Annotated in this window: 20 protein-coding genes; 11 read left to right on the top strand and 9 right to left on the bottom strand. The window is 48.4% G+C overall.

Annotation, left to right across the window (positions count from 1 at the left end; translation table 11 throughout):
- Positions 1-190: 190 nt before the first annotated feature.
- On the bottom strand, positions 191-1,045 hold the full coding sequence (locus tag H6F68_RS05690; protein WP_190441733.1) for a DUF2267 domain-containing protein: 855 nt from the start codon (positions 1,043-1,045) through the stop codon (positions 191-193).
- A 1,001-nt stretch (positions 1,046-2,046) separates the two neighbouring features.
- Between H6F68_RS05690 and H6F68_RS05685 the strand changes: the two genes are divergently transcribed.
- From H6F68_RS05685 to H6F68_RS05670, 4 genes are all read left to right on the top strand, one after another.
- Complete coding sequence (locus tag H6F68_RS05685) at positions 2,047-2,901, top strand: hypothetical protein (RefSeq protein WP_190557173.1); 855 nt, start codon at positions 2,047-2,049, stop codon at positions 2,899-2,901.
- A gap of 436 nt (positions 2,902-3,337) precedes the next feature.
- Positions 3,338-4,222 (top strand): fatty acid desaturase, encoded by an 885-nt coding sequence (locus tag H6F68_RS05680; protein ID WP_190557170.1) that lies wholly within the window; start codon positions 3,338-3,340, stop codon positions 4,220-4,222.
- 101 nt (positions 4,223-4,323) lie between these two features.
- Positions 4,324-5,232, top strand: a complete 909-nt coding sequence (gene prmC / locus H6F68_RS05675) for a peptide chain release factor N(5)-glutamine methyltransferase (RefSeq protein WP_190557168.1) — start codon at positions 4,324-4,326, stop codon at positions 5,230-5,232.
- 213 nt (positions 5,233-5,445) lie between these two features.
- Positions 5,446-5,868 carry a hypothetical protein gene (locus tag H6F68_RS05670; protein WP_190441734.1) on the top strand — a complete coding sequence of 141 codons (423 nt, stop codon included), beginning with the start codon at positions 5,446-5,448 and terminating at the stop codon, positions 5,866-5,868.
- A gap of 251 nt (positions 5,869-6,119) precedes the next feature.
- Here H6F68_RS05670 and H6F68_RS05665 read toward each other — a convergent pair whose 3' ends face one another.
- Complete coding sequence (locus H6F68_RS05665; RefSeq protein ID WP_190557166.1) at positions 6,120-6,401, bottom strand: hypothetical protein; 282 nt, start codon at positions 6,399-6,401, stop codon at positions 6,120-6,122.
- Positions 6,402-6,690: 289 nt separating this feature from the next.
- Between H6F68_RS05665 and H6F68_RS05660 the strand changes: the two genes are divergently transcribed.
- A complete protein-coding gene (locus H6F68_RS05660; protein WP_190557164.1) occupies positions 6,691-7,659 on the top strand; it encodes an endonuclease/exonuclease/phosphatase family protein in 969 nt (322 codons plus the stop codon).
- 40 nt (positions 7,660-7,699) lie between these two features.
- Here H6F68_RS05660 and H6F68_RS05655 read toward each other — a convergent pair whose 3' ends face one another.
- Positions 7,700-8,101 carry a hypothetical protein gene (locus H6F68_RS05655; protein WP_190557163.1) on the bottom strand — a complete coding sequence of 134 codons (402 nt, stop codon included), beginning with the start codon at positions 8,099-8,101 and terminating at the stop codon, positions 7,700-7,702.
- Positions 8,102-8,116: 15 nt separating this feature from the next.
- Entirely contained in the window at positions 8,117-8,896 is a 780-nt protein-coding gene (locus H6F68_RS05650) for a trypsin-like serine protease (RefSeq protein ID WP_199299924.1), read from the bottom strand.
- A 253-nt stretch (positions 8,897-9,149) separates the two neighbouring features.
- On the opposite strand from H6F68_RS05650, the gene H6F68_RS05645 reads away from it, so the two are divergent.
- Entirely contained in the window at positions 9,150-10,859 is a 1,710-nt protein-coding gene (locus tag H6F68_RS05645) for a pseudouridine synthase (protein WP_190557160.1), read from the top strand.
- Here the strand turns inward: H6F68_RS05645 and H6F68_RS05640 are convergent.
- Both H6F68_RS05640 and H6F68_RS05635 read right to left on the bottom strand, forming a co-directional pair.
- A complete protein-coding gene (locus tag H6F68_RS05640) occupies positions 10,856-12,718 on the bottom strand; it encodes an AAA family ATPase (RefSeq protein WP_190557158.1) in 1,863 nt (620 codons plus the stop codon). The two genes, H6F68_RS05645 and H6F68_RS05640, sit on opposite strands and share 4 nt — an antisense overlap.
- 152 nt (positions 12,719-12,870) lie before the next feature.
- Entirely contained in the window at positions 12,871-13,083 is a 213-nt protein-coding gene (locus tag H6F68_RS05635) for a hypothetical protein (RefSeq protein WP_190553979.1), read from the bottom strand.
- A 265-nt stretch (positions 13,084-13,348) separates the two neighbouring features.
- On the opposite strand from H6F68_RS05635, the gene H6F68_RS05630 reads away from it, so the two are divergent.
- Positions 13,349-15,127, top strand: a complete 1,779-nt coding sequence (locus H6F68_RS05630; protein ID WP_190557156.1) for an ABC transporter ATP-binding protein — start codon at positions 13,349-13,351, stop codon at positions 15,125-15,127.
- Entirely contained in the window at positions 15,124-16,908 is a 1,785-nt protein-coding gene (locus H6F68_RS05625; RefSeq protein WP_190557154.1) for an ABC transporter ATP-binding protein, read from the top strand. The genes H6F68_RS05630 and H6F68_RS05625 overlap by 4 nt, the downstream gene beginning before the upstream one ends.
- Before the next feature lie 168 nt (positions 16,909-17,076).
- Here H6F68_RS05625 and nudC read toward each other — a convergent pair whose 3' ends face one another.
- Both nudC and H6F68_RS05615 read right to left on the bottom strand, forming a co-directional pair.
- Positions 17,077-17,895, bottom strand: a complete 819-nt coding sequence (gene nudC, locus H6F68_RS05620) for an NAD(+) diphosphatase (RefSeq protein ID WP_190557152.1) — start codon at positions 17,893-17,895, stop codon at positions 17,077-17,079.
- Positions 17,896-17,977: 82 nt separating this feature from the next.
- Positions 17,978-18,625: a TVP38/TMEM64 family protein gene (locus tag H6F68_RS05615; RefSeq protein WP_190557150.1), complete on the bottom strand. Its 648-nt coding sequence runs from the start codon at positions 18,623-18,625 to the stop codon at positions 17,978-17,980.
- Between the two features lie 205 nt (positions 18,626-18,830).
- On the opposite strand from H6F68_RS05615, the gene H6F68_RS05610 reads away from it, so the two are divergent.
- Complete coding sequence (locus tag H6F68_RS05610) at positions 18,831-19,055, top strand: hypothetical protein (protein ID WP_190441759.1); 225 nt, start codon at positions 18,831-18,833, stop codon at positions 19,053-19,055.
- Positions 19,056-19,131: 76 nt separating this feature from the next.
- Entirely contained in the window at positions 19,132-19,389 is a 258-nt protein-coding gene (locus H6F68_RS05605) for a hypothetical protein (RefSeq protein WP_190441761.1), read from the top strand.
- A 58-nt stretch (positions 19,390-19,447) separates the two neighbouring features.
- Here the strand turns inward: H6F68_RS05605 and H6F68_RS05600 are convergent, their stop codons facing one another.
- Positions 19,448-20,173: an SGNH/GDSL hydrolase family protein gene (locus H6F68_RS05600; protein ID WP_199299923.1), complete on the bottom strand. Its 726-nt coding sequence runs from the start codon at positions 20,171-20,173 to the stop codon at positions 19,448-19,450.
- A 211-nt stretch (positions 20,174-20,384) separates the two neighbouring features.
- On the opposite strand from H6F68_RS05600, the gene H6F68_RS05595 reads away from it, so the two are divergent.
- Positions 20,385-21,782, top strand: coding sequence for a carotenoid oxygenase family protein (locus H6F68_RS05595; protein WP_190557148.1), 1,398 nt, complete (start codon positions 20,385-20,387; stop codon positions 21,780-21,782).
- The last annotated feature ends 37 nt before the right edge of the window (positions 21,783-21,819 follow it).

The following is a 21,819-nucleotide window of genomic DNA, read 5'->3' as shown; positions in this document are numbered from 1 at the left end:
ACCTTCATCACCTCCAACACAAGCGCAATCAACAGCGACAATTTCGACGTTCTCCAGCAACTTACTTAGCTACTCTGGAGCAGAAATTTCTCCAGCTATCTTTGCCACTCTAGAAAAAAAGATCGCTCTCAATTTAGGGAGAGCGATCGCAGACAAAATATTAACTCTGAAGAATCAGTCTGAAGTTTGCTTAAGCGTGATCCCACATTTGGCGAATTTTGCCAGGCAAGAACTCGGCGATCTCTTTGATCCGATCTTCCGAAAGCTCATCTTTGGCTGCGGAAAAGACTGCTTTAAGAACGGTGTCTACATCAGTTTCCTGCGGGATGCCTGCTTCTTGGCGAATCCGGAACAGGAAGGTATCTTCTTTGATGATCAGGGGAGGACGAACTCGGCTGAGGAAGCGCACCAAAGGATTTGTGTCGATCCACAAGTCAGCTACTTCATTTTGCAGTGCTTTCTCGTCTGTTGGCTCCATCGGTTCATGCAGTTCTTCAGCCACGCGATCGACCGCTTCATTGGTCATCATGTCGCGCATGGTGCGGAACACGACTTCAGTAATGTCTCTGGCGTCGTATAGGTCAGTCAAATTGGCCTTGACCATGACCCGCTCTAGGAAAGGCGAGTCTTTGTCAGCGATCGGAACTGCCGGACCACTCTCCAGTGCTTTCGGTGGGTCTGCGTTCATTTCGTCCAACATTTGCCGACCTTTTTCGGTCAACTCTGCTTTCTTGAAGGAAATGAGATGAGGTAGAGGACCGTCAGCAGCCCCAAAGCTGTTAGCAATTCTGAAATCGAACTCTTTAGGAGCAACTGCATCAGGAACATCTTCCTGGTTGCCGTAGGCATTGCCTGTAAACTCAGCGTTAATGTACTGCCGTTGGTTTAAATAATCTAAGTGACCGAGCACATCTTTAGGGGTGATTTTCAAACCCGCAAAGTCCGTCTCGGAGAAATTTACCTCGTCGGGACCAGGACCGCGATCGCACTCATCAATTTTTTTCAACATGATGTAAACTACATCATCTCGGATGTCAATTGGCATAAAATTCTTCCATACTTCAATAGGGTTCAACGGCTGAAGCATTGATCTCTATTGATTTAGGCTTGTTAAACCCAGTTTTTATCAAAGCAGACTCAGAAAAAGCTCTGAACGACCCTGCCAAGAATTTCATCAGATTGAATTGCTACAGCCATCGCTATTGAAATTAGTAGGAGAAGGACAACTCTTTCATCTGCCACAGGAAACATTCACTAGGAGGAAATCTGCTAACCTGACGCAGAGCCGCTCCTAAAACAATTAATGTTAATTGATGTCTATAATTCGTTTCTTTCTCAAGAGAGAGGAAGATCCTCCAAAAAGAGGAAGCTTTGGAGTTAAAGGTTATGTAGGACTATCGTTTAAGTCATGAATAGCTTATTGCAGGGGTTGCAGTTAAGATTCGGTTCAGGTTAGTCCTTTGTGATTTTGACTTGTGCAACATGTTACTGAAGGGCAGCCTAAGCTCTAAATTATCGGGTCACTCTTTGAGCCTAGGGAAATTATTCTAACGATATTATTGCGATCGCTACCCATAAGCCGTAGTAGTCTACGCTACTTTTGTAGGCTAGCACTATCTTTATTGGGTCTTTAAGAAGGTATGAAAGACAGCCAATCGCTCTAAGTAACTACACAGAACTTAATAAAGCTGGACCTTGTTTAACTTTGATTAATTCCGACCTAAATCGTAGTTATGGATACATACCCCTATGGATATCTTTGCTGCAAGTGTAATTCTTTAAACAATTGATTAAGTATTAGTGTTTGTACGGATGGCTAATTCCTTTGTAAGAGTAAAAATCGACCCAGGATATGAGTAATAGCGGTGGTAAGTTACTACGGCTGACAAAGCTTAAATTCCATCATCTCTAGGCAACTAGCTAAGTCCACCAGAGATAAAAAGAGGGCTAAAACTCTCAAACAACATCATTAGGTTTGAATCTAATGTTGTTGTTTTGTAGGTTGCAAAATTATCCAATATCTACTCAAGGTTTACTGAGGAATTAATGATCACACTAGACGATTTTCAGCCTTGGCTCGATATTGATAGCCTGAATCACGTAATGGCAGAGGCTTGTAGAGAAGCAACAGCAAGTCCTAAAGCTCTCTACCTGTTTATGCAAAGATATGTCCGTTATGGCAGAAATTTTAGTTTTGCTGTTCCTATCCTTTCGGGAATCATTGGTTCCAGCCATCTTTTTCAAGATCCCACTCATCCTATCCCAGCTCATGCTGAGCGATCGATGGATCTAGGTGCCAAAATCTTTACTGCTGCTGTTGAAGAGTTCATTGACCCGAGAACCAATGTATCTCATCGCACATTATCCTATGGTTTGCTGGACAAGCTAGCTGAGTATGCCAATCTGCCTAATGCAGAAATTCAAGAGATTTCTCAGTCAGGCGCTTGGTTAAGCAGCCTCCTAAAGCAAGTTCAAATCGCTTATCAGGGACAACCCGATGATTTAGAGAGCTTGGTACGAGCGATCGGTTTTCATGTCGCCACAGAAACAGTGGGAGACAACGAATTTAGCATTATTAATTCTGTGATCTTCTCGCAACAGCGCGATCGCAGCTTTGGGCAGTTTATTCGCAACAGCAAGCTCAATTTCCCCCAAGGCACGGTCAGCCCTTGGTATTGGATTGTAGTTCATGGCACCTTGGATACTAAAGGTGTGGAACAAAGACATTCAGCAGATGCTTTTTCAGCGCTGAATGATGTTGTCCAATATTCTTCTGCTTCGGAAACGCAAGTCATTGAGTGGGCAGGGCAAGGATTTGCTGAATTTGCCCACATTCAAACTACATTTTTTGAACAAGTGCAGAGAGAAGTTCGCAACTCCATGACTGCTTTGGCAGCTTGAACTTTCTCGGGTGAAAACTCCACCAAAATCAGTCTCTCAGCCCTACCTAACCGTAGAAGGGTTGATCTGGCTACATGCAAGCAGTTTATCTGCCAATGTTCTGACAAGCCTTGCCCCGGCTGTCTTTCAGCACTTGCCTTTCAACAGTTATCTTTCATTGTCGGTCATGCTGTCTTCCTACATCACAGCCAAGGATACAGCACCGAAGCGACAAGGAATTTGTGTCTGCTATCTTTCATTATTTCTCATCTCTATTCCTAACTCCTTGAAACTTTAATTTCAGGGATGTAGATGAGACTGCCGACAAGAATTTGAGACAACCCAGCTCCCAGGAACTCATCAGGAATGAGCCGATTGCTCCTGGCTGGGTATCAGGATTAGACCGAGACTCCTAAAAATTAAGCTATCCGACTAAGGAAAAGGAGAGAAGGAAATCATGCAGGAAATCCAGACTAGGCCAGAGATTAACTTCTTTGATCAACGAGCTACTTTTGTGGTTAAGTTAGCAATTTTCGCTATCTTGACAACCAGCTTGGGAATTTCGATCGCGGCTCTACACCCACCGTTCAAGCTTCTACCCCAGCTCCTTTTGGGCATGATGTTTGCTCATGCTGTGGAGCTACAACACGAACTCACCCATCACATCATCTTTGCGAATGAGCGGCTAAATCGGCTGGTAGGCATTGTGTTAGGATTACCGATGCTGGTCTCCTTTTCTCTCTATAAAGCACTCCACGGTCATCATCACCGGGCTCTGGGCACACCTGAGGATCAAGAATCCTTCAGCTACAGTTACGAGAAGCTGACCTCACTAACAGGATTTATCTCACACCTGTCGATGTTTAGTCATTATGTTGCTGCTCTAGCAAACATTCGATCAGCAATCCTCAATCAACTCAGAAAAGATGTCCCTCCAAAAGTAGCTTGCCGAGTTCGGAATGAGTTTCGCTTCCTAGGTGGCTTGATCCTACTACTGCTCATCAGCTCAGCTTTAGGGCATACATTAGTGGTTTGGGATATTTGGCTGGTGCCTTTAATTCTGAGCGCGGGGCCTGTTCATGCACTAATCGAATTGCCAGAACATCTAGGTTGTGACCAACAAACCACAGACTCTTTCCGTAACACTCGCAGTATTCGCGCCAGTAAGTTAGTGACTTGGTATGTCAATGGTAATAATTACCATGTTGAACATCATGTGAATGCAGCACTACCGATTAATCAACTAGCTAACTTTCACACTCAACTCGCCCCCAAGATCGAGCATGTAGAGCCTTCGTACTGGGCTTTCTACAGAAAATTCTTTCAGCAGTTCTTCCGTTAGCTTGGGCGTTGGTACTGGAAAAAGTATCCAGAAACTAGGTAATTAGGCAACATTACTGTCTCATTGACTCATTTGTACATCTGAATTTTGGAGGTTAACCAATGACTACACTGCAAACACAAACCGTATCAGGTCTAGAACTGTGGCAATGGCGGCATCAAGCAAGACAAACCGCGATCGCGGCAGATGTTTCTGTTACAGAGCTAGACTGGCTACTCCAACAGATGATTGGTCTTGACGATATAACTCTGAAATTAGAATCCTTTAAAGACCGAGGTGAGATTTCTTTACCGTTGCCGCTGGCTAATTTGTCTGAGCTTTGGCAAAGGCGGCTGAACGATCGCGTACCTGTGCAATATTTGGCGGGTGTCGCACAATGGCGCAACTTCTCCCTCCAAGTGTCTCCAGATGTGCTAATTCCTCGCCTCGAGACGGAAGGTTTAATTGATATGGCGATCGCGGCTGTAGCTCAGAGTTCACTGCCTCTAGATCAAGGGCATTGGGCTGATTTAGGGACAGGAAGTGGGGCGATCGCGATCGCGCTGGCTGATGCTTTCCCTAATATCTCAATTCATGCAGTTGATTATGATGCAGCGGCTCTAGCAGTAGCTCAAGTTAACGCGGAACGATATGGCATGAGCGATCGGATTCACTTCTATCTAGGCTCTTGGTTTGAACCTTTAGCTCATCTCAAAGGGCAATTTAGTGGCATGATCGCCAATCCGCCTTATGTGCCTAGTACCCGACTCACTGAAATGGATCCTGAAGTAGCTCATGAACCCCAACATGCCGTCTATGGCAATGGTCAAGATGGGTTAGATCATGTGCGTCACTTGATCAAGCTTGCGCCTGACTACCTCATGCCTGGAGGAACTTGGCTCATGGAGATGATGGTGGGGCAGTCGGAAGCAGTCAATCACTTATTCCAAACTCAAGGTCAGTATCGCGATATTCAGATTCATCCCGATTATGCAGACCGTAATCGCTTAGCGCTTACCTATCGGGCGTAGAGTCGATTAGATCTGTGAGGGTTGTGTTGGGGCAGGCAAACCTACTCAACACAACCCTCACCAGCGAAATTAATGTCGTGCAGTTGCATGGTAGGTAGTGCGATTGTCGTCAAGATGCAAGAGTACCCTGAGGGGTACTGCGGTGCCTTAACTAACTTTCCAGAATAGGAGGTAGTTCAGTCAATATTCTCGTACGTGAAGCAGGAATTTACTATGACTAGAAGAGTTGCAGGCGTTGTTGTGATTGACGGCACTGATGATGAGAGCTGGCCATTCAGTGATGAACGTGGACATCTAGAGCAGGGGGTTGATGTCATTTTGGATGAGGGCCAGCCAGCAGGAATCGTTCAGGTGCCTCACTTACGCTGGGGTGGTGAGTGCCGAGTTGAAGTCGAGCTACGGGCTCAGGTCGTTCAAAAAAATGCGGTTCAAGTCACGGGAACCGCCAAATTATTTGAAGGAACTTCCGAGAATACAGATGACTTGGAAGACCAGCAGCAAGTGAATTTCACTGTTCCTAAGGGTGGCACTCCCACACGTCGCCAGATTAACTTGAGGAGTAGTGGGATTGGAGGCGGCGATCACGCAGAGATCTACCTAACTCTCACTAACTCAATTTATGAAACTCCCGACTAAAAACGAAGAAAAAGGACAAATTTTCGAAGAGTCTGCACTTTTAGAATACCTGCGTGAAAGTGCCAATTGAGACCTTCAGTAGCTGAGCATCATTTAATCCGAACGAATCGTGACGTAAAGTTTGAGAAACGATCGCTCTTCTGAATTAGCGGAGGAGCGATCGTTTTTATTTGGATCGCTTTTATTTGAACGGAGGTTAAATCCTATGAGCAAGTGAGCTACTTTGCCTGTTGCAATTTCGCAGCACGAGTTTAAGCTATGACCGCTGTTTCTAAAGGAGTAGGAGCAGCCGTAGGCAGATTTCTTAAGCCAACCCAAACCTTGTATTCACTTCTCATGCAGGTAATACAAACTTGAGCACCGTGTTCCGACAAACCTAATGCTAAGCCAAAAGCTTTTTGCCTATCTTCAGCCTTATAGGTCGTGCAGAGACGGTACAGCTCGTTGCCAGAGAACATCCCCTCACGAATCTCATTGTGATGCCAAAACTTAAAGGGATGTACTAGCTCATGGGACAAGACTAAAGGCAACATGAAACCCTAACCAAGCTTCAAACTATCATCTTCTTTGATAGAGCAAGACTGGTGAGTATACATCTATACAAAGAGGGAGTTACTGAGAAGCCCTCGTATGCTCTTGTCTAAAATAGCACTAGCCACAGGGAATACTCGGTACTACCTTAGCGGCGATCGCAGCCTAGGGAATTGGAGCGACAGAATACGAAATCTGCTGATTCTGGCTTGTTTTAGTAGGAGGTAAAGTTGGCTAGATAGAGCTTGCAGTAGTTTGCCTTCCCCTTAACTAAATCCGTGTGCTTGACTCATGATCTTTTTCAACTTAGTTCTTTGGATACCAGCGATCGCACTGTTAGGGCTGAGTTTAGTAACTGCTTGGTGGTACAAATTTTGGCTACTTGAGATTTTAGGGACGGGGTACTTGTGGTTTGCTGGGGCCACTCTGTTGCTATGGATCAGTCTGCTGCTGATCAAACCCTTACGACCCAAGCGGGGGCTACAAATTGTGCTAGCGATCGCGCTGATCTTTTATGCTCAATTTACACTAAGCTGGTATATTCCTAGACTCCGGGACATGAAGTCAGGCGGGGCACCTGTGACTGTCATGACTTATAACGTTAACTATCAGTTATGGAATACCACAGCTACCGAAAAATTGATCAGAGCTTATCCTGCGGATATTTTTAGCTTAGTTGAGCCGACTAAAGAGCAAGCGACCGAGCTATGGAGTGAAGTTAAAGATCTATATCCTCACTACTACCGCGCCACAGGTGGCAACCTTAGCTTGTTTAGCCGCTATCCCATTCAGGCTGCAAAGACAGACAACCTCCAATCAGCTCATCAAAGTCTTTTTGCTACTCTAGAAATTTCGGGTAAAACCATTCAAGTCGTTGCAGTTCGACCACCTGCGCCTCAAAATAAAAACTATTTTAATCGTCGTAACCAAGTTCTACGGAGCTTAGCAGCTTATACGCGACAACAGAAAACACCATTGATTGTGATGGGAGATTTCAACACAACGGCGTGGTCATTTTATTTGCATGAGTTTAGCCAGCGATCGGGACTGCGTAATGCTTCTGTGGGGCATGGTCTGCATCCCACCTGGTATTATGCCACCTCTGGAAAGGCGACTCCCTCAACCCACAAGTTTTTCCAATTCATCAAGATTCCCCTCGATCATATCTTTGTCAGTCCTAGCATACGAGTTGATCAGGTGATGACAGCACCTCCCGGCGTTTCGGATCACCGTCCCCTGATTGCTAAACTCAGGGTTTGATGTGCAATGGCTGGGAGGGCTGTCAGGAATAGAAGGTATGCTACTTTCCAGGCCACCAGTGATATCGCACGGGTGATTGCCCGATTAAAGGTTCGCAGCCAATCTGATTGTTGTTTGGATCAAGTCCATAGGGATCAGGCGACAGTACCCGGAAATTGCGATGCGGTATGTCATTACAAGTCAAGCTTGATAATTTTAGTGAAAGACAGATATCAGGATATGCAGGACTGCAATCAGCTTGTGATTGGCTCTGAGCACACAATTGAGTCAGATTAACAATCTGCCCCGCTTCTGTCTGGGCGTAGCAAGTTAAAGAAGCCAAGTTTGCAGGTTCTAGAGGATATTCGGTATTCTCAAAGAGAGAGCGACCAGAGGCAGCTTCAGGGCAGGCTAGGAGCGCGATCGCAGATAAGCTAGTAGCTAAGTTTAAACATTTCAGCATTGTATCTACCTAGTTTTAAGGCAGTGTCACATAGTTTTTCAAGAAGTTACGAGCTGATTCTGTATCAAGTCGGTAGGTAACATTCGTGGCTCGGCAGACGGAGTCTCCAGAGACGGTTATCGCAGCGACAACATTTGTAGTACCTAAGAAATTAGGTCCACCGGAGTCGCCAAAACAAGCACCACCATCCCCTGTAGCGGGATTTTGTGACATGCGGAGTACCGTAGGGTTAATGGCACTAAAGCTGGAAGTGGAAACCATGCGCAAATTGCTGCCACCAAAGCTTGGTTGCCCACCACCTACTTGCCGTTCTAAAGATCCATAGCCTACTGCCGTAAATTTTTTGTCCTTTAAACCATTTTTAGCAGCCTCTTGGTCAAAGAAACCTGCTGTCGGTAATTGAGCAGGGGTGATTCCAGTGACTGGTTGATCTAGCTCAATGACGGCGATATCCCCTGTATCCGATTGGCTTTTGTTGTAACCCGGATTCATACGCATTTTTCCTGGAAAGCGAGTGGCACCTTCCGTCAGATCGGAGTCAAAGGAGACAAATGCTTGAGTGATGCCACGAGACTCAGCTGCTTCAATACAGTGCGCTGCGGTTAAAAAAATCTTGGGAGAAATGAGCGTTCCTGAGCAAATTGCACGGAGTCCCTTTCCTGCATCTACCACCATGGCACCTACATTCGGATGTCCGTTGCCATCTGGTTCACCGTAGGTGATTGCTTGGGCTGGGGCGATCGCAAACAATAGAATTCCTAAAGTCTTGGCACAGGCAAGCATGTTTTTCTGCACAGGATTTCCTCAAAATCTATTAATTGAAAAATGCTCTTTGGCTTTGTAGCCATAGGATGCTGGGCTTGTTGATGGCATCCGTCTCATTGCGTTTATTATCAAGGTGCTAGTTGAGCGATCGCCTCCTCCAACTGCATGAGGGATTTTTCATCCTGTAAGGTTAATTACTTCTGGGTTACATGACGCTTTAGAGTAATAGAGGGAAACAGGCTAATTTCTCTTTCCTCAGGAGGCAGTAGCTTTAGCACCAGATATGGCGGTTTTGCATAGACTCTCGGATTTTATTGACAACAATGTTGTGATCGGTGATGTCATTCCCAGCTATTGGTATGAGGGGCGTTGCCCTCAAAGTGCTACTTGGTTGAGATTACCTCGTACCTCCTTGACAGAGGCGATCGCTCGTCGTCTGATGCAACAGCTAGCCAAGAATACGGTTTACTCGCATGAGGGCAAAATGTATGGGGTGCTATTGGTAGAACTGCCATCTAGAGAACAGCGAGTTCTGAAAGCTTTTTCTGGGTTGTTGAACGGTCAAGCTCAAGTTGAAGGATGGGTGCCTCCGATTTCTGGGCGTGATCAAGTAGCAATGGTAAAAGTTCAGACAGTGAAGGAGCTAGATATCCTGAAACAGGAGATCATCACTCTGCAAGAATTGCCAGAACGGAGACAGTACCAACAGTTATGTCAGGAGTGGCAACGACGCTTCGAGAGGATGAGCGATCGCCATCAAAAACGCAAACAACAACGGAAGGAGAAACGCCAAATTCTCTCGGAGACGCTGATTGGCAAAGATCTCGCGATCGCGCTGCAACAACTCGATGAAGCCAGCCGCCAAGATGGGATAGAGCGACGACAACTTAAACGGGAAAGAGATGTGGCGTTGCGATCGCTGCAACAGGTAGTGTCAACAGCAGACAGCAAAATAGAAGAACTGAAACAACAGCGTAAAGCTCTATCTCGTCAACTGCAAACCCAAATGCAGCAGGCTTATTATTTGACCAATTTTGCTGGGCAATCTCTCTCGTTAGAACAGTTGGTGTTGGGGTCTGCTCCGATGGGAACCGGAGACTGCTGTGCGCCTAAGTTACTGCATTATGCAGCCACTCACAATCTCAAGCCTCTAGCGATGGCGGAGTTTTGGTGGGGGCCGGCGTCGGTTGGCGGAGATAAAGTTCAGGGAGAGTTCTATGGTGCTTGTGCAGAGCGATGTCAGCCATTAATGGGATTTCTTCTTGCCGGATCTACTATAAGCCCGCCCGCCCCCCCAATAGTAGAGGGAACAAAACAGCTAATTTTCTCCAGTGTGGAAAGGTCAGGGGAACCGAATGCAGAGAGTTTAACTATTCTCTACGAAGATCAGTGGCTAATTGTTGTTGATAAACCTGCGGGACTGCTCTCCGTACCCGGACGCTATCGCGATCGCCAGGATAGTGTGCTCAGTCGCTTACGGTATCTCCTGCCAGATGGTGCGGCCCTTTTGCCTGTGCATCGGTTGGATCAAGACACTTCAGGCATTTTGGTGTTGGCTCGCGATCCAGAAACGCATCGACAACTAAGCCAACAGTTTCAAGCGCAGCAAGTGCAGAAGGTTTATGAGGCAGTCTTGGCGGGTCTCGTTGCCAGGGAGCAGGGTGTGATTGAGCTGCCGTTGTGGGGAGATCCTAGCGATCGCCCTTATCAAAAAGTAGATTGGCAGCAGGGTAAACTGAGCATCACCCGCTTTCGCGTTATAGCGAGAGAAGGAGATCATACTCGTCTAGAGTTTTTTCCAGTGACAGGACGAACCCATCAGCTGAGAGTCCATGCGGCTGATTTGCAAGGATTGGGGATACCAATATTGGGCGATCGCCTGTATGGATGTAACGCAGATTCTATTCGGTTACATCTCCACGCCAGAAAGCTCCGCTTCCAGCATCCCCAATCTGGTAAAACGCTACATCTAAAATCTGAAACTCCTTTTTAGAGGGTTTGCCGTTGTTCGCAGAGTCGCTGATGAGCCGCAGTGAAATCGTCGGTTGTGATTTGAATGCGAGTGGGGTCAGTAAGACCTTGCTTGCGATAGCGACGGATGGCTTCTAAAGCGGCTTGGTTGCTCAATAAAGTTAGATCAGCACCGTTCCAGCCTTCGGTTTGAGCTGCCCAGTGGACTAGATCGACTGCGGCTAGAGGGCGATCGCTATTGTGAACTTGCAAGATAGCGAGACGGCTGGCTTGATCGGGTAAATCAACTTTCAGTTGCAAGTCTAGGCGGCCCGATCGTAATAAAGCAGGGTCTAGAGCTTCTGGACGATTCGTGGCTCCGATCAGCAGAACATTGGGGCATTCGTGCAGACCGTCTAATTCTGTGAGGAGTTGACCAACGACGCGATCGCTGACGCCTGAATCTCCAGAACTGCCTCTGGCTGGGGCTAATGTGTCAATCTCATCAATAAAGACCACACAGGGAGCGGCTTGGCGAGCTTTAGTGAATAGTTCCCGCACTGCTTGCTCGGAAGCACCCACCCACTTGCTCAGTAGTTCTGGGCCGTTAACTGCAATAAAATTGGCACGGGCTTGAGAGGCCACTGCTTTAGCCAGCATGGTCTTGCCCGTGCCTGGAGGACCCCAGAGCAGGATACCGCGTGGCGCTTTGGCTTTGGTGCGTTGATAGAGTTCAGGATAGAGCAGCGCTCCTTCAACCGATTCTTGTAGAGTTTGCTTCAGGCTCTCCAACCCACCGATCGCATCCCAGGAGACGTTGGGTGCTTCTACCTCCACCGATCGCAAGACTGCTGGCTTGATCTCCTTAATCGCATGGAGAAAATCTGCTTGGGATACCGTCAAGTTATTAGAAATAGGACCATCCAAAGCAGGCGCATGTCGCCGCAGAGCCGTATAAGCAGCTTTTTGGCATAACGCTTTCAGGTCTGCGCCCACCATGCCTACAGAGAGATCCGCGATCGCCACCAAATCTACGGAACGCTCTAGCGGCATAGTCTGACTCAAAATCTTGAGAATCTCTAACCGTCCCACTCGGTTGGGCACACGGAATTGCACTTCTCGGTCAAAGCGTCCCGGACGGCGTAGGGCAGGATCAAGATGATCGGGGCGATTGGTAGCAGCGAGAACAATCACGCCCTTACTCTTGGCAAAACCATCCATCAAGCTCAGCAGTTGGGCAACTACCCGCTTTTCCACCTCTCCTTCTACCTTGGCGCGATCGGGAGCGAGGGTGTCAATCTCGTCAATGAAGACAATGCAGGGAGCCGATCGAGCGGCTTTCAAGAAAATGCTTCGCAGGCGCGCCTCGGCTTCCCCGTAGTACTTGCCCATCACTTCCGGGCCGACGATCGCAATGTAGTTCACCTCTAGCTCTTGGGCCAGGGCACGGGCTGTCAGCGTTTTGCCTGTACCGGGAGGTCCAGCTAGCAGCACTCCCTTAGGTGGCTCCAATCCCAACGAAGTCAGCAAATCTGGACGTTTCAGCGGTAGCTCAACTAACTCTCGCAGTTCTCTAATCACCTCAGACAAACCGCCCACACCTGCCAAAGAGACAGGGGCAACGCTACCAGCTGGGGGAGGTGTAATAATGACTTCGTCCGTCGTCGAGGATGGCGTAGGTGAAGTAGGTCTGGACTGGACTCGACTCGCAGAAGTAGAGTTTTGACGCTCAGCCGGGGCTTCTCTGCTACTTTCGGAGGTGGAGCTTTTGGTAGAGCTACGCCGCACCTCTGCCTGGAACTCTTCCGGCTCAGCTCTGCCTTCCAGCGTTCTGACAATCTCTAATAGACCCTCAAATCCTTGATCTAAGAGGTCTTCAAATTCTTTGAGTAGGTCATCCATAAATTTTTGTCCGCATCGCGGGCGGGGGCTGGCTGGAAAGTGGCTGGAGAAAGTGGGCAATTGCTTCCCACGGGCTCGGTGTTCTCAGGGGTGCTTCCAGTATAGACATCCCAGTTCGGAGCAGATTGGTGAGTGTGTAGGGGTCGTTACACTCAAGCGTGGTGCCCTAAACTCAGCGACCTGAACACTTGATAAAGCAGGGTGAGAACAATGGGAATGAGGATGGGGATGGCGACCAGCAACCCTTGTTTGCCAAAGCGGATTTCTTGCCCATCGGCTTTGAGCACAGCCACAACAGCCACAATGCCCATGATTACCCAGACAAAACCAAACACAATAAAGAAGGTGAATGGAATATCCTGCATACTCTGCTCCTATGTTTTTTGGCTCACTTCTCTAGCGATTTACTTCTAGGCTAGCTTTGAGACCAAGGTTTGCCCTCCTCCCGTCGATACGCTAGCTTCGCTCATAGATTTTCTGGCCTAGAGGGGCGATCGCCTGAGCTCAAATTTGAGAAAGAACTAGTAGAAAATCCGTCGAATGGTGATTCAGGATTAATCTAAATCAGCAGAAAATTTTCAAAGGCATCATTCAACAAAAGCTGCCTGAAGCAATAGTCAAGGAGTTCTATTGGCGCGCTCACCAGACTTTCGAGAACCCTCATTGCCGCACCCGCTCCAGCGAGTCTTGGGCAGTTTAAGTGCTTACCGCTGGACTGCGATCGGTGCTTTGTTCAGCACCCTACTCCTGACCGCTGCCTATACGGTGACGCCTCAACTATTTCGTTGGGGCATTGATGCGGGGATTGCTCAAAAAGATTTGCGGGTAGTTCTCTACAGTGCGGGCTGGATGGTGGGGGCCGCGATCGCCAGAGGTTTATTTAACTTTGGTCAAAGCTTTTGGGCAGAGGCAGCATCTCAAGGAGTGGCCTATGATTTGCGGAATAAAATTTTTAGTAAGATTCAAAACCTCAGTTTTAGCTACCACGACCAATCGCAAACTTCGCAACTATTGACTCGCGTCACCAGCGATATCGAGCAAATTCGCACGTTTTTAAGCACCAGCTTGATGCAGGTCATTAGTGCGATCGTGACATTGGTGAGCGTCGCTGTAATTTTGCTGCTGATGAATTGGCGACTAGCACTGATTACGCTGACTGTGGTGCCGATGGCGGGATGGCTGATGGCCCAATTCCTCAGCAAAACGAGTAGCTTATTTGGGCAAGTGCAACAGCAACTCGGTGATTTGAACGCAGTATTGCAGGAGAACTTGTTTGGCGTGCGAGTGGTGAAAGCGTTTGTGCGCGAGTCTACCGAAACAGCACGCTACACAACGCTGAATGACGCTTTGGTCAAGACCAACATGAAGACCATTCGCGCCATTCACGACACGTTTCCTTTTATCTTTTTGCTGAGTAATTTAGTCACCGTAGTTGTTGTGGGCTACGGCGGTGCAGCGGTGATTGGTGGGCGCTTCTCGATTGGGGAACTAGTCGCGTTCAACTCCTACTTGCTCCTAATTCTGCAACCGATTCTGTTGATTGGTTTTGCCGCTCCTGCGATCGCTCAGGCTGCTGCCTCGGCAGAACGAGTATATGAGGTGGTGGATGCCAAAATTGAGATTCGCGATCGCCCCCATGCCATTCTATTTGACAGTTGCGTGGGCAGAATCACCTTTGAGCATGTTTTCTTCCGTTATCCCGGAGCTACAACCGAGGCCTTAAAAGGCGTTTCCTTTGAAACCAAACCCAAAGAACTGATTGCAATTTTGGGTATGACGGGTTCTGGCAAAAGCACCATCATGAACCTGTTACCGCGCTTCTATGATGTTACCTCTGGCTCAATCCGGATTGATGGTCGAGATGTGCGAGACTTCACCCTGGAGAGTTTGCGATCGCACATTGGCATTGTCTTCCAAGAAACCACACTATTCTCTGGCACTCTCTACAAAAACATTGCCTACGCCAAACCAGATGCAACTCTAGAAGAAGTGATTGAGGTAGCAAAGACCGCCCAAATGCACGACTTTATCACCAGCCTGCCGGATGGTTACGAAACCATTGTGGGAGAACGTGGCGTAGGCTTATCGGGAGGCCAAAAACAACGGATTGCGATCGCCCGAACTCTCCTGACTGACTACAAAATCCTCATCCTAGATGACAGCACCTCTGCCGTCGATGCCAAAACTGCCGCCCAGATCCAAACGGAACTCGACAACTTGATGCGCCAAAAAGCTTGCACAACTTTTGTGATCGCCCAACGCATTAGTACGGTTCAGAATGCCGATCGAATTTTGCTCATGGATAAAGGCAGATTAGTCGCCCAAGGAACTCATGAGGAGCTGATGTTCAATAGTCCACTCTATGGAGCAATTTTAGAGTCTCAGGTTAAACAAAAGGAGAGAGTATGACAAGTGCAGGGCCAATTGTCGCAGCAGAGCAAAAGGCGAGCCGTCAGCTCTCAACCTTGCAGCGCTTTCTGCAATATCTTCGACCTTATAAAAAAGAGGTTCCGATCGCTCTCCTTTTAGTGGCGATCGGCGCTGCAACTCAGTCTATTGGCCCGTTCCTCATTGGTTGGTCGATCGACAACCTCATCATCCAAGGAGATCTATCAGGATTGCTGTTGATGCTAGCATTGCTAGCGTTAATTTATATCCTGGGCATCACAGCGATCCGAGGCCAGATCTTACGGGTGGGCTGGATTATGCAGCGATTGCTGGGTCAACTGCGGCAAGATATTTTCACCAAAATCCAAAGTCTCCCGATTAGCTTTTTCGATCGCAGTGAAGCGGGCGATTTGATGAGCCGTCTGCTGAATGATGTGAACACCGTGAATCAAGCCTTTGGCCAGACGATCGCGCAAATGCTGGGCAACACATTCAGCTTGTTCGGCATCATTATTGCCATGTTCTCGATCAACTTCAAGCTAGGGTTATTGAGTAATTTGGCAGTGCCCCTGATGATCTTTACCACTAGCTTTTTTGCGCGCTGGGCCAGAGCTAGATTCCGCGTCACCCGTCAGACCATTGGCGATCTCTCTGCCAAGTTAGAAGAAGGCATCACCAGTGTCCGAGAAGCCCAAGCGTTTAACCGTGTAGAGCTGAATATTGCAGAGTTTGATTTGGTAAATGCGGCTAACCGGGATGCCAATGTCCAGGCGGTCGCGATTACTGCGGCGTTTCTCCCCTCCATCGATTTTCTCAATACATTGGCGACGGCTGCGGTATTGGCCTATGGCGGTTACTTAGCAGTAACGGGAGCTGCCACCGTGGGAGTCGTTACAGCTTTCTTGCTGTATGTGCAACAGTTCTTTCGCCCTATTCAAATTCTCAGCCAGTTTTATACCCAAGCACAATCAGCCCTAGCAGGTTTGGAGCGGATCTTTTTGCTACTCGATGAACCCTCCCAACTCCAGGACGCTCCTGACGCTACAGAAATGCCACCGATTCAGGGAGAAGTGGCTTTTGAAAATGTCACTTTTGGCTATAGCCCCAATCAATTAGTGCTAAAGGAAGTCAATCTCTGTGCCAAACCAGGCCAAATGATTGCTTTGGTGGGGCCAACGGGAGCCGGGAAGAGTACAATTATTAACTTGATTCTGCGCTTCTATGATGTGACGGGTGGGGCAGTCAAAATTGATGGAATAGATATCCGCAGTGTTACCCAAGACAGCCTGCGCCGCCAGATTGGCATCGTTTTGCAAGACAATATTCTCTTCAGCGGCACTGTGGCAGAGAACATTGCTTTTGGTTCTCCTCATGCGACTCAAGCAGATATTGAAGCTGCTGCTCAACTCGCGAATGTGCATGAGTTTGTCATCTCCCTACCCCAGGGATACTCAACCCAATTAGGAGAGCGAGGAGCACCGCTCAGCCAAGGACAACGGCAACTAGTCAGTATTGCTCGCGCTGTCTTGATCAACCCTCGAATTTTGATTCTTGATGAAGCCACCAGCAGCATCGACACTCGCACCGAAGCTTTAGTCCAAGACGCGATCGCCCGTCTCCTAAAGGGTCGTACCAGTTTCGTGATCGCCCATCGCCTCAGCACTGTCACCCAAGCTGATCAAGTGTTAGTAATTCAGCAGGGACAAATTGTAGAATCTGGCACTCATGCCGAACTAATCGCTCAACAAGGTATCTACGCTAACCTCTACGCCCTCCAACTTGGTGCACCCGCAGCAGCCTGATTAATGCTGATCAATGTATTGAGCTAAGCTGCATAATTTAAGTAGCGATCAGGAACGGTGCTGCCATGACGATTGATCTCAACCGCATTGATGCCATTCAAGACTACGACGAGGCGATCGCTGTCTTAGAAGCATTTGTTGCAGAGCTGACCAGAGAATTTGCTAGGTCTAGGGTGTGGTAACAAACCAATCAATCAGCTTACGAGCAATGCTTGGCTTGGACGGAACTGGAGGCAAGTTGCGTTTATGAAACCACGCAGCATCGGTTAACTCTTCTGGTTGCACGACGATCTCGCCACTGACGTAGATAGCCGTGAAGCCAATCATCAAGGAGTTGGGGAAGGGCCAAGGCTGCGATCCAAAATAACGGATATCCTTGATCTCAATGCCCACTTCTTCTCGTACTTCACGCGCTACAGTCTCTTCCAATGACTCTCCTGGTTCTACAAATCCAGCTAGCACACTGTACATGTTGGATGGAAAGCGAGGAGCCCGCGCAAGGAGTACTTTATCGCCACGCGAGATCAGGACAATCACGGCGGGAGAGAGACGCGGGTAATTCGTTAAACTGCATTTAGGGCAACGCTTTACTCGTTCGGTAGGTAGTTGAGTCGTGGGAGTACCACAGCAACCACAATACTGATGGGTCCGATCCCACTCCATGATCTGGATTGCCCGACTGCTCACGCCATATAGCTCTTCGCCTAAAGCACCATATAGCTCGCGGAGCCCTCGCACAGCCATATTCTCTGGAATTGCTGTCTCTTCGGGAAGTTCTGCGGAGTAGCAAGGTTGACCGTCTAGCGTGCCGAGAAACTGAGTTCGCACAGGCACTAAGCCGATCGCTGCCAAGTTGATCAGGTGGGGGATTAAGGTGTGAGTACCATTGATCTGAACCAGTAATTTGTTACCCAGAAACGCAAACCACCAAGCAGGGCTAGATTGAACTTCGGGGGCAGCAGTGCCAGGAATAAACGTTCGATGCATAACAGGAGCACATCACGGCCTCTATCCTATCACTGCGATCGCGATGACCTCGCACTCTGAACTAACACGCTACTATGAACTACTATGAATTGGATGAATTAGGCTGTCGTTGCACCACCGCAGTCACAATGCCAATCCCGAACGCTGCGAGGAGAGCAAAACCTAAAAGTAATTGGCTATCCTCAAAGATGCCTGCGCCCGCTGCCACCCAAAGCGGTTTAGCGACGAGAATGCTGACGAATAAAGCCAGCAAATAGCTGTGCCAGCGCACTTGAGTCAGGCCAACGCCATAGGCAGCAAAATCAAATAAGCCAGTCATAAGAAAACCCGTCATCAGGAAAAAGTTGCGCTCTAAATGGCGTTGAGCCAGACGATCGACTTTCTCCATAAATTGCTGCCCGACAAATCGCTCCACCAAGCTGCGTCCATAACGACGGGCAATGTAGAAATTGAAGGTACAAGAAGCCAAATCTGCTAAGGCTACAATCAGCAGCCCTTCAGCAAAGCCAAACAGGCCGCCTGCCAAAATGGCGTAGGCCGTTCCCGGTAGCACTGGCAGGATGATGCTAGTAAAGCGCAGTGCAAATACGATCGCAGGTGCCCAAACTCCAAATTGATCCACCTGCTGACGAATTCGCTCAATTCCCACTTGGTTGAGTAGGCCGATCGCTAAAACAATCAGAACTCCAATTAGCACCCAGCGCAGTAGGTTGATCCATTTGTTCTTCATACAGCGTTCCCTTCTCAGACTTTACATAGTGGCATAAAAGCACCCTAGATCGGACTGAAAGCGCGATCGCCAAGATGGGCCGCTCGGAGGATTTATGAGAAGGGGTAAGCCGCCTATGTTGATTTGTGACATCTGCAACAGAAAGTTGATGCGACATCGGAAATCATGTTAATTATAAAGAAAATCTTAAGGGGTGGAGGATGAAATGATGACTCCTAAAATGATGCGTCAGCTCTGGAGCTTAGTGGACACGACACAAGTCAGCACTCTGCTGCAATTTGATGATTCTGCCTTGGCGCAGTTACTCCTCAAGCAGCTCACCGCAGAGCAGCCCATTGATGCTCAAACAGCCCGCAGCCTCAATACTTACATCCAAGCGAAGTTGCCTTTAATTCGTGATACCGCTGAAAGCCGCCTCTGTGCTCGGTAAAGTCATTCATTGGCGTTTGCGACAACAGCATTGACTATCCAGCCTTTTTGCGGACTTCATTTAAATAAATATATTTATGCATTCCTGGTTCGGCGTCGCTTTGGTAGCGTATTTGATCGGAGCCGCGATCGAAGGAATTACTACTGCCAACCAGCTCTCCCATTTGGTTCCAGAACTCTTAAAAGGCACACAAGAGAAGCCCGCAGAGTGTCCTGAAACACCTGTAGAAGTTTTACAAGTTTTTTTAGTCATTACCGCTGTCAGTGTGGGTGGAGCCTTTTTCTGGCCCTGTCGCTTGTTGCATCGCTCTATCAAAGAACAACATCACAGCTAGGCCCGCCCATACTGGGTTGGAGTAGAAACATGCTGGGATAGAAACAGTAAGGCTCAACTCATGATTTACCCAAAACATAGGGCAGAAAAGCCCGCCGAACTTCCGAAGCTCCCCGTAAACTTGGCTCGATCGTGGCGGTGAACCATGAGGGGTCACCCGTCAAAAAGTGAGCATGGATGTCTACTAACTGCCCATAGCGCGTCGCAATTTCTTGGATAGCTGTGTTAATGCGTCGAAGATTTGTGCGGGCGATCGCCGGATCAACTCCTGAAAAGTTGCGCTGATCATCTCCTAGAGTGGGGTCGTACACATTACCTAACAAAATCGGACGAATCGGCAACTGTTGCACAAAGGTGTCAAGGTCATTAGCAAATGTGGTGATCCCTGGACCTGAATCACGAATTAGTCCTCCTAACAAATCATTGCCACCAATGGTAATCAACGCGATCGCTTCACCTTCAGCCTGTAATCCCTGCACCTGAGATGGTAGCCATCTGACGGTTGCCCCATCCTGCGCCCGATGCTCTAGGCGAGCTGTTCCTTGTGACTGCAAATCCTGACCTTGGAATTCGGGAAACAGGCGATCGTCATTACGCACCAGCAGCTGCCCCGGATGCACTCCGTACTCGTTGTACCGCCCACAATCTAAAATCGAATCGCCAAAGGTGTAGAGAGTTACCATTGCTTGCTCACGCTGAACACAACCAAGAAGAGCCAGAACTCCTGCCTCTCCAGCGATCGCTTGGATAAACTGTCGTCGCGTCGAGCGAAATGGAGCCATCATACTCTCCTCCAGATTGACCGTAACATGGGAGGTAAAAGAGGAGATTGATCAGAAGATAGATTTATCCGCGTCACGCCCAGTTATCACTACACCGGATGCTTAGAGAAGCAAGCATCTATTTACGAAGATCACACTATTGCAATCACAACGGCGATCGCAGACTATGGCAAGTTTTTGTTAGAACAGAGTAGCAGGCTCATTTTTAGGTTCCATGACTGCCACAGGCATCAACCCTTATCTAGCTGGCAACTTTGCCCCAATCCGTAGCGAAATTACTGTCGAAGACCTCCCAGTGCTAGGAGAACTTCCCGCTGACCTCAACGGCATGTTTGTCCGTAATGGTCCCAACCCGCAATTTCCGCCCCTCGGTTGCTACCATTGGTTCGATGGAGATGGGATGTTGCATGGGGTACAGATTCAAAATGGTAAAGCTAGTTACCGCAACCGCTACATCCGCACAATGGGATACAACGCCGAGCAAGAATCGGGTCGAGCCTTGTGGGGCGGCATGTTGGAACCCACACCTCCGAATAATCCCTACGGACCTGTCAAAAACGTTGCGAATACTGCCTTGGTTTGGCATCGCGATCGCCTACTCGCCACTTGGGAAGGGGGCGCACCCCACGCCGTTACGGTACCTGAGCTAGACACCATTGGCCCCCATACCTACCAGGGTAAGCTTACTTCTGCCTTCACCGCTCACCCCAAAGTAGACCCCGTAACGGGTGAGATGTTGTTCTTTGGCTACTCTCTATTCCAACCGCCCTACTTGAAATACAGCGTTGTTTCTCCTGAAGGAGAACTGGTTCGGACCGTTCCGATTGACTTGCCTGTAGGCGTGATGATGCATGACTTTGCCATCACTGAGCACTACACGATTTTTCTTGATCTACCAATGGAGTTCCGTGCGGAACGGATGCAAGAGGGACAACCTCCCTTGGTATTTCGACGCGATCGCCCTAGTCGCTTTGGCATTTTGCCGCGTCATGGAGACAACGGTTCCATTCGTTGGTTTGAAGCTCCCAGCTGCTATATCTTCCACACGCTCAACGCTTATGAATCCGGCGATGAAGTGATTTTACTGGCCTGTCGGATGAGCGAGGTAGATGTCCTCGGTGCTGCTGATTCACCTATGCATGACGAGAGCGACCTTTCTCAAGATGATTCTGGTGCTCCTTTTCTGTATCGTTGGCGCTTCAACCTGAAAACAGGTGACGTTCATGAGGAGAAAGTGAGCGAGCTCCCTGGCGAATTTCCTCGGATTAACGAGCAGTATACAGGCCGTCCAAACCGCTATGGTTACTTAGCGAAAAGCGCTCAGGGTTCTATGCCCCGGTTCGATGGTTTCATTAAATATGACTTCACGACTGGAGCGACCCGAGTTCATGAATTTGGCAGAGGACGTTATGGCGGTGAAGGTGTCTTTGTACCCCGACCTAACGCTACGGCTGAGGATGACGGCTGGCTGATGACCTATGTGCATGACCAGACCACGGATACCTCTGAATTAGTGATGATCAACGCTCAGGATTTCGCTGGAGAACCTGTTGCCCGTATCCCTCTACCGCAGCGAGTCCCCTACGGGTTTCATGGCATTTGGGTTCCATAAACTTGTCAGATCTGGCTTTATTCAGGCTGCGATCGCC

Origin of the sequence: Trichocoleus sp. FACHB-262 (assembly GCF_014696035.1) — a bacterium.
In the GTDB taxonomy this organism is placed as follows: Bacteria; Cyanobacteriota; Cyanobacteriia; order FACHB-46; family FACHB-46; genus Trichocoleus.
Note: the sequence above shows the minus strand (reverse complement) of the source record. Positions and strands in the feature narration are given on the sequence as shown.

Bases quoted from the DNA above. Each gene is read 5' to 3' on its own strand.
- H6F68_RS05690 (WP_190441733.1), bottom strand. From the start codon at position 1,045: ATGCCAATTGACATCCGAGATGATGTAGTTTACATCATGTTGAAAAAA.
- H6F68_RS05685 (WP_190557173.1), top strand. From the start codon at position 2,047: ATGATCACACTAGACGATTTTCAGCCTTGGCTCGATATTGATAGCCTG.
- H6F68_RS05680 (WP_190557170.1), top strand. From the start codon at position 3,338: ATGCAGGAAATCCAGACTAGGCCAGAGATTAACTTCTTTGATCAACGA.
- prmC (WP_190557168.1), top strand. From the start codon at position 4,324: ATGACTACACTGCAAACACAAACCGTATCAGGTCTAGAACTGTGGCAA.
- H6F68_RS05670 (WP_190441734.1), top strand. From the start codon at position 5,446: ATGACTAGAAGAGTTGCAGGCGTTGTTGTGATTGACGGCACTGATGAT.
- H6F68_RS05665 (WP_190557166.1), bottom strand. From the start codon at position 6,401: ATGTTGCCTTTAGTCTTGTCCCATGAGCTAGTACATCCCTTTAAGTTT.
- H6F68_RS05660 (WP_190557164.1), top strand. From the start codon at position 6,691: ATGATCTTTTTCAACTTAGTTCTTTGGATACCAGCGATCGCACTGTTA.
- H6F68_RS05655 (WP_190557163.1), bottom strand. From the start codon at position 8,101: ATGCTGAAATGTTTAAACTTAGCTACTAGCTTATCTGCGATCGCGCTC.
- H6F68_RS05645 (WP_190557160.1), top strand. From the start codon at position 9,150: ATGGCGGTTTTGCATAGACTCTCGGATTTTATTGACAACAATGTTGTG.
- H6F68_RS05640 (WP_190557158.1), bottom strand. From the start codon at position 12,718: ATGGATGACCTACTCAAAGAATTTGAAGACCTCTTAGATCAAGGATTT.
- H6F68_RS05635 (WP_190553979.1), bottom strand. From the start codon at position 13,083: ATGCAGGATATTCCATTCACCTTCTTTATTGTGTTTGGTTTTGTCTGG.
- H6F68_RS05625 (WP_190557154.1), top strand. From the start codon at position 15,124: ATGACAAGTGCAGGGCCAATTGTCGCAGCAGAGCAAAAGGCGAGCCGT.
- nudC (WP_190557152.1), bottom strand. From the start codon at position 17,895: ATGCATCGAACGTTTATTCCTGGCACTGCTGCCCCCGAAGTTCAATCT.
- H6F68_RS05615 (WP_190557150.1), bottom strand. From the start codon at position 18,625: ATGAAGAACAAATGGATCAACCTACTGCGCTGGGTGCTAATTGGAGTT.
- H6F68_RS05610 (WP_190441759.1), top strand. From the start codon at position 18,831: ATGATGACTCCTAAAATGATGCGTCAGCTCTGGAGCTTAGTGGACACG.
- H6F68_RS05605 (WP_190441761.1), top strand. From the start codon at position 19,132: ATGCATTCCTGGTTCGGCGTCGCTTTGGTAGCGTATTTGATCGGAGCC.
- H6F68_RS05600 (WP_199299923.1), bottom strand. From the start codon at position 20,173: ATGATGGCTCCATTTCGCTCGACGCGACGACAGTTTATCCAAGCGATC.
- H6F68_RS05595 (WP_190557148.1), top strand. From the start codon at position 20,385: ATGACTGCCACAGGCATCAACCCTTATCTAGCTGGCAACTTTGCCCCA.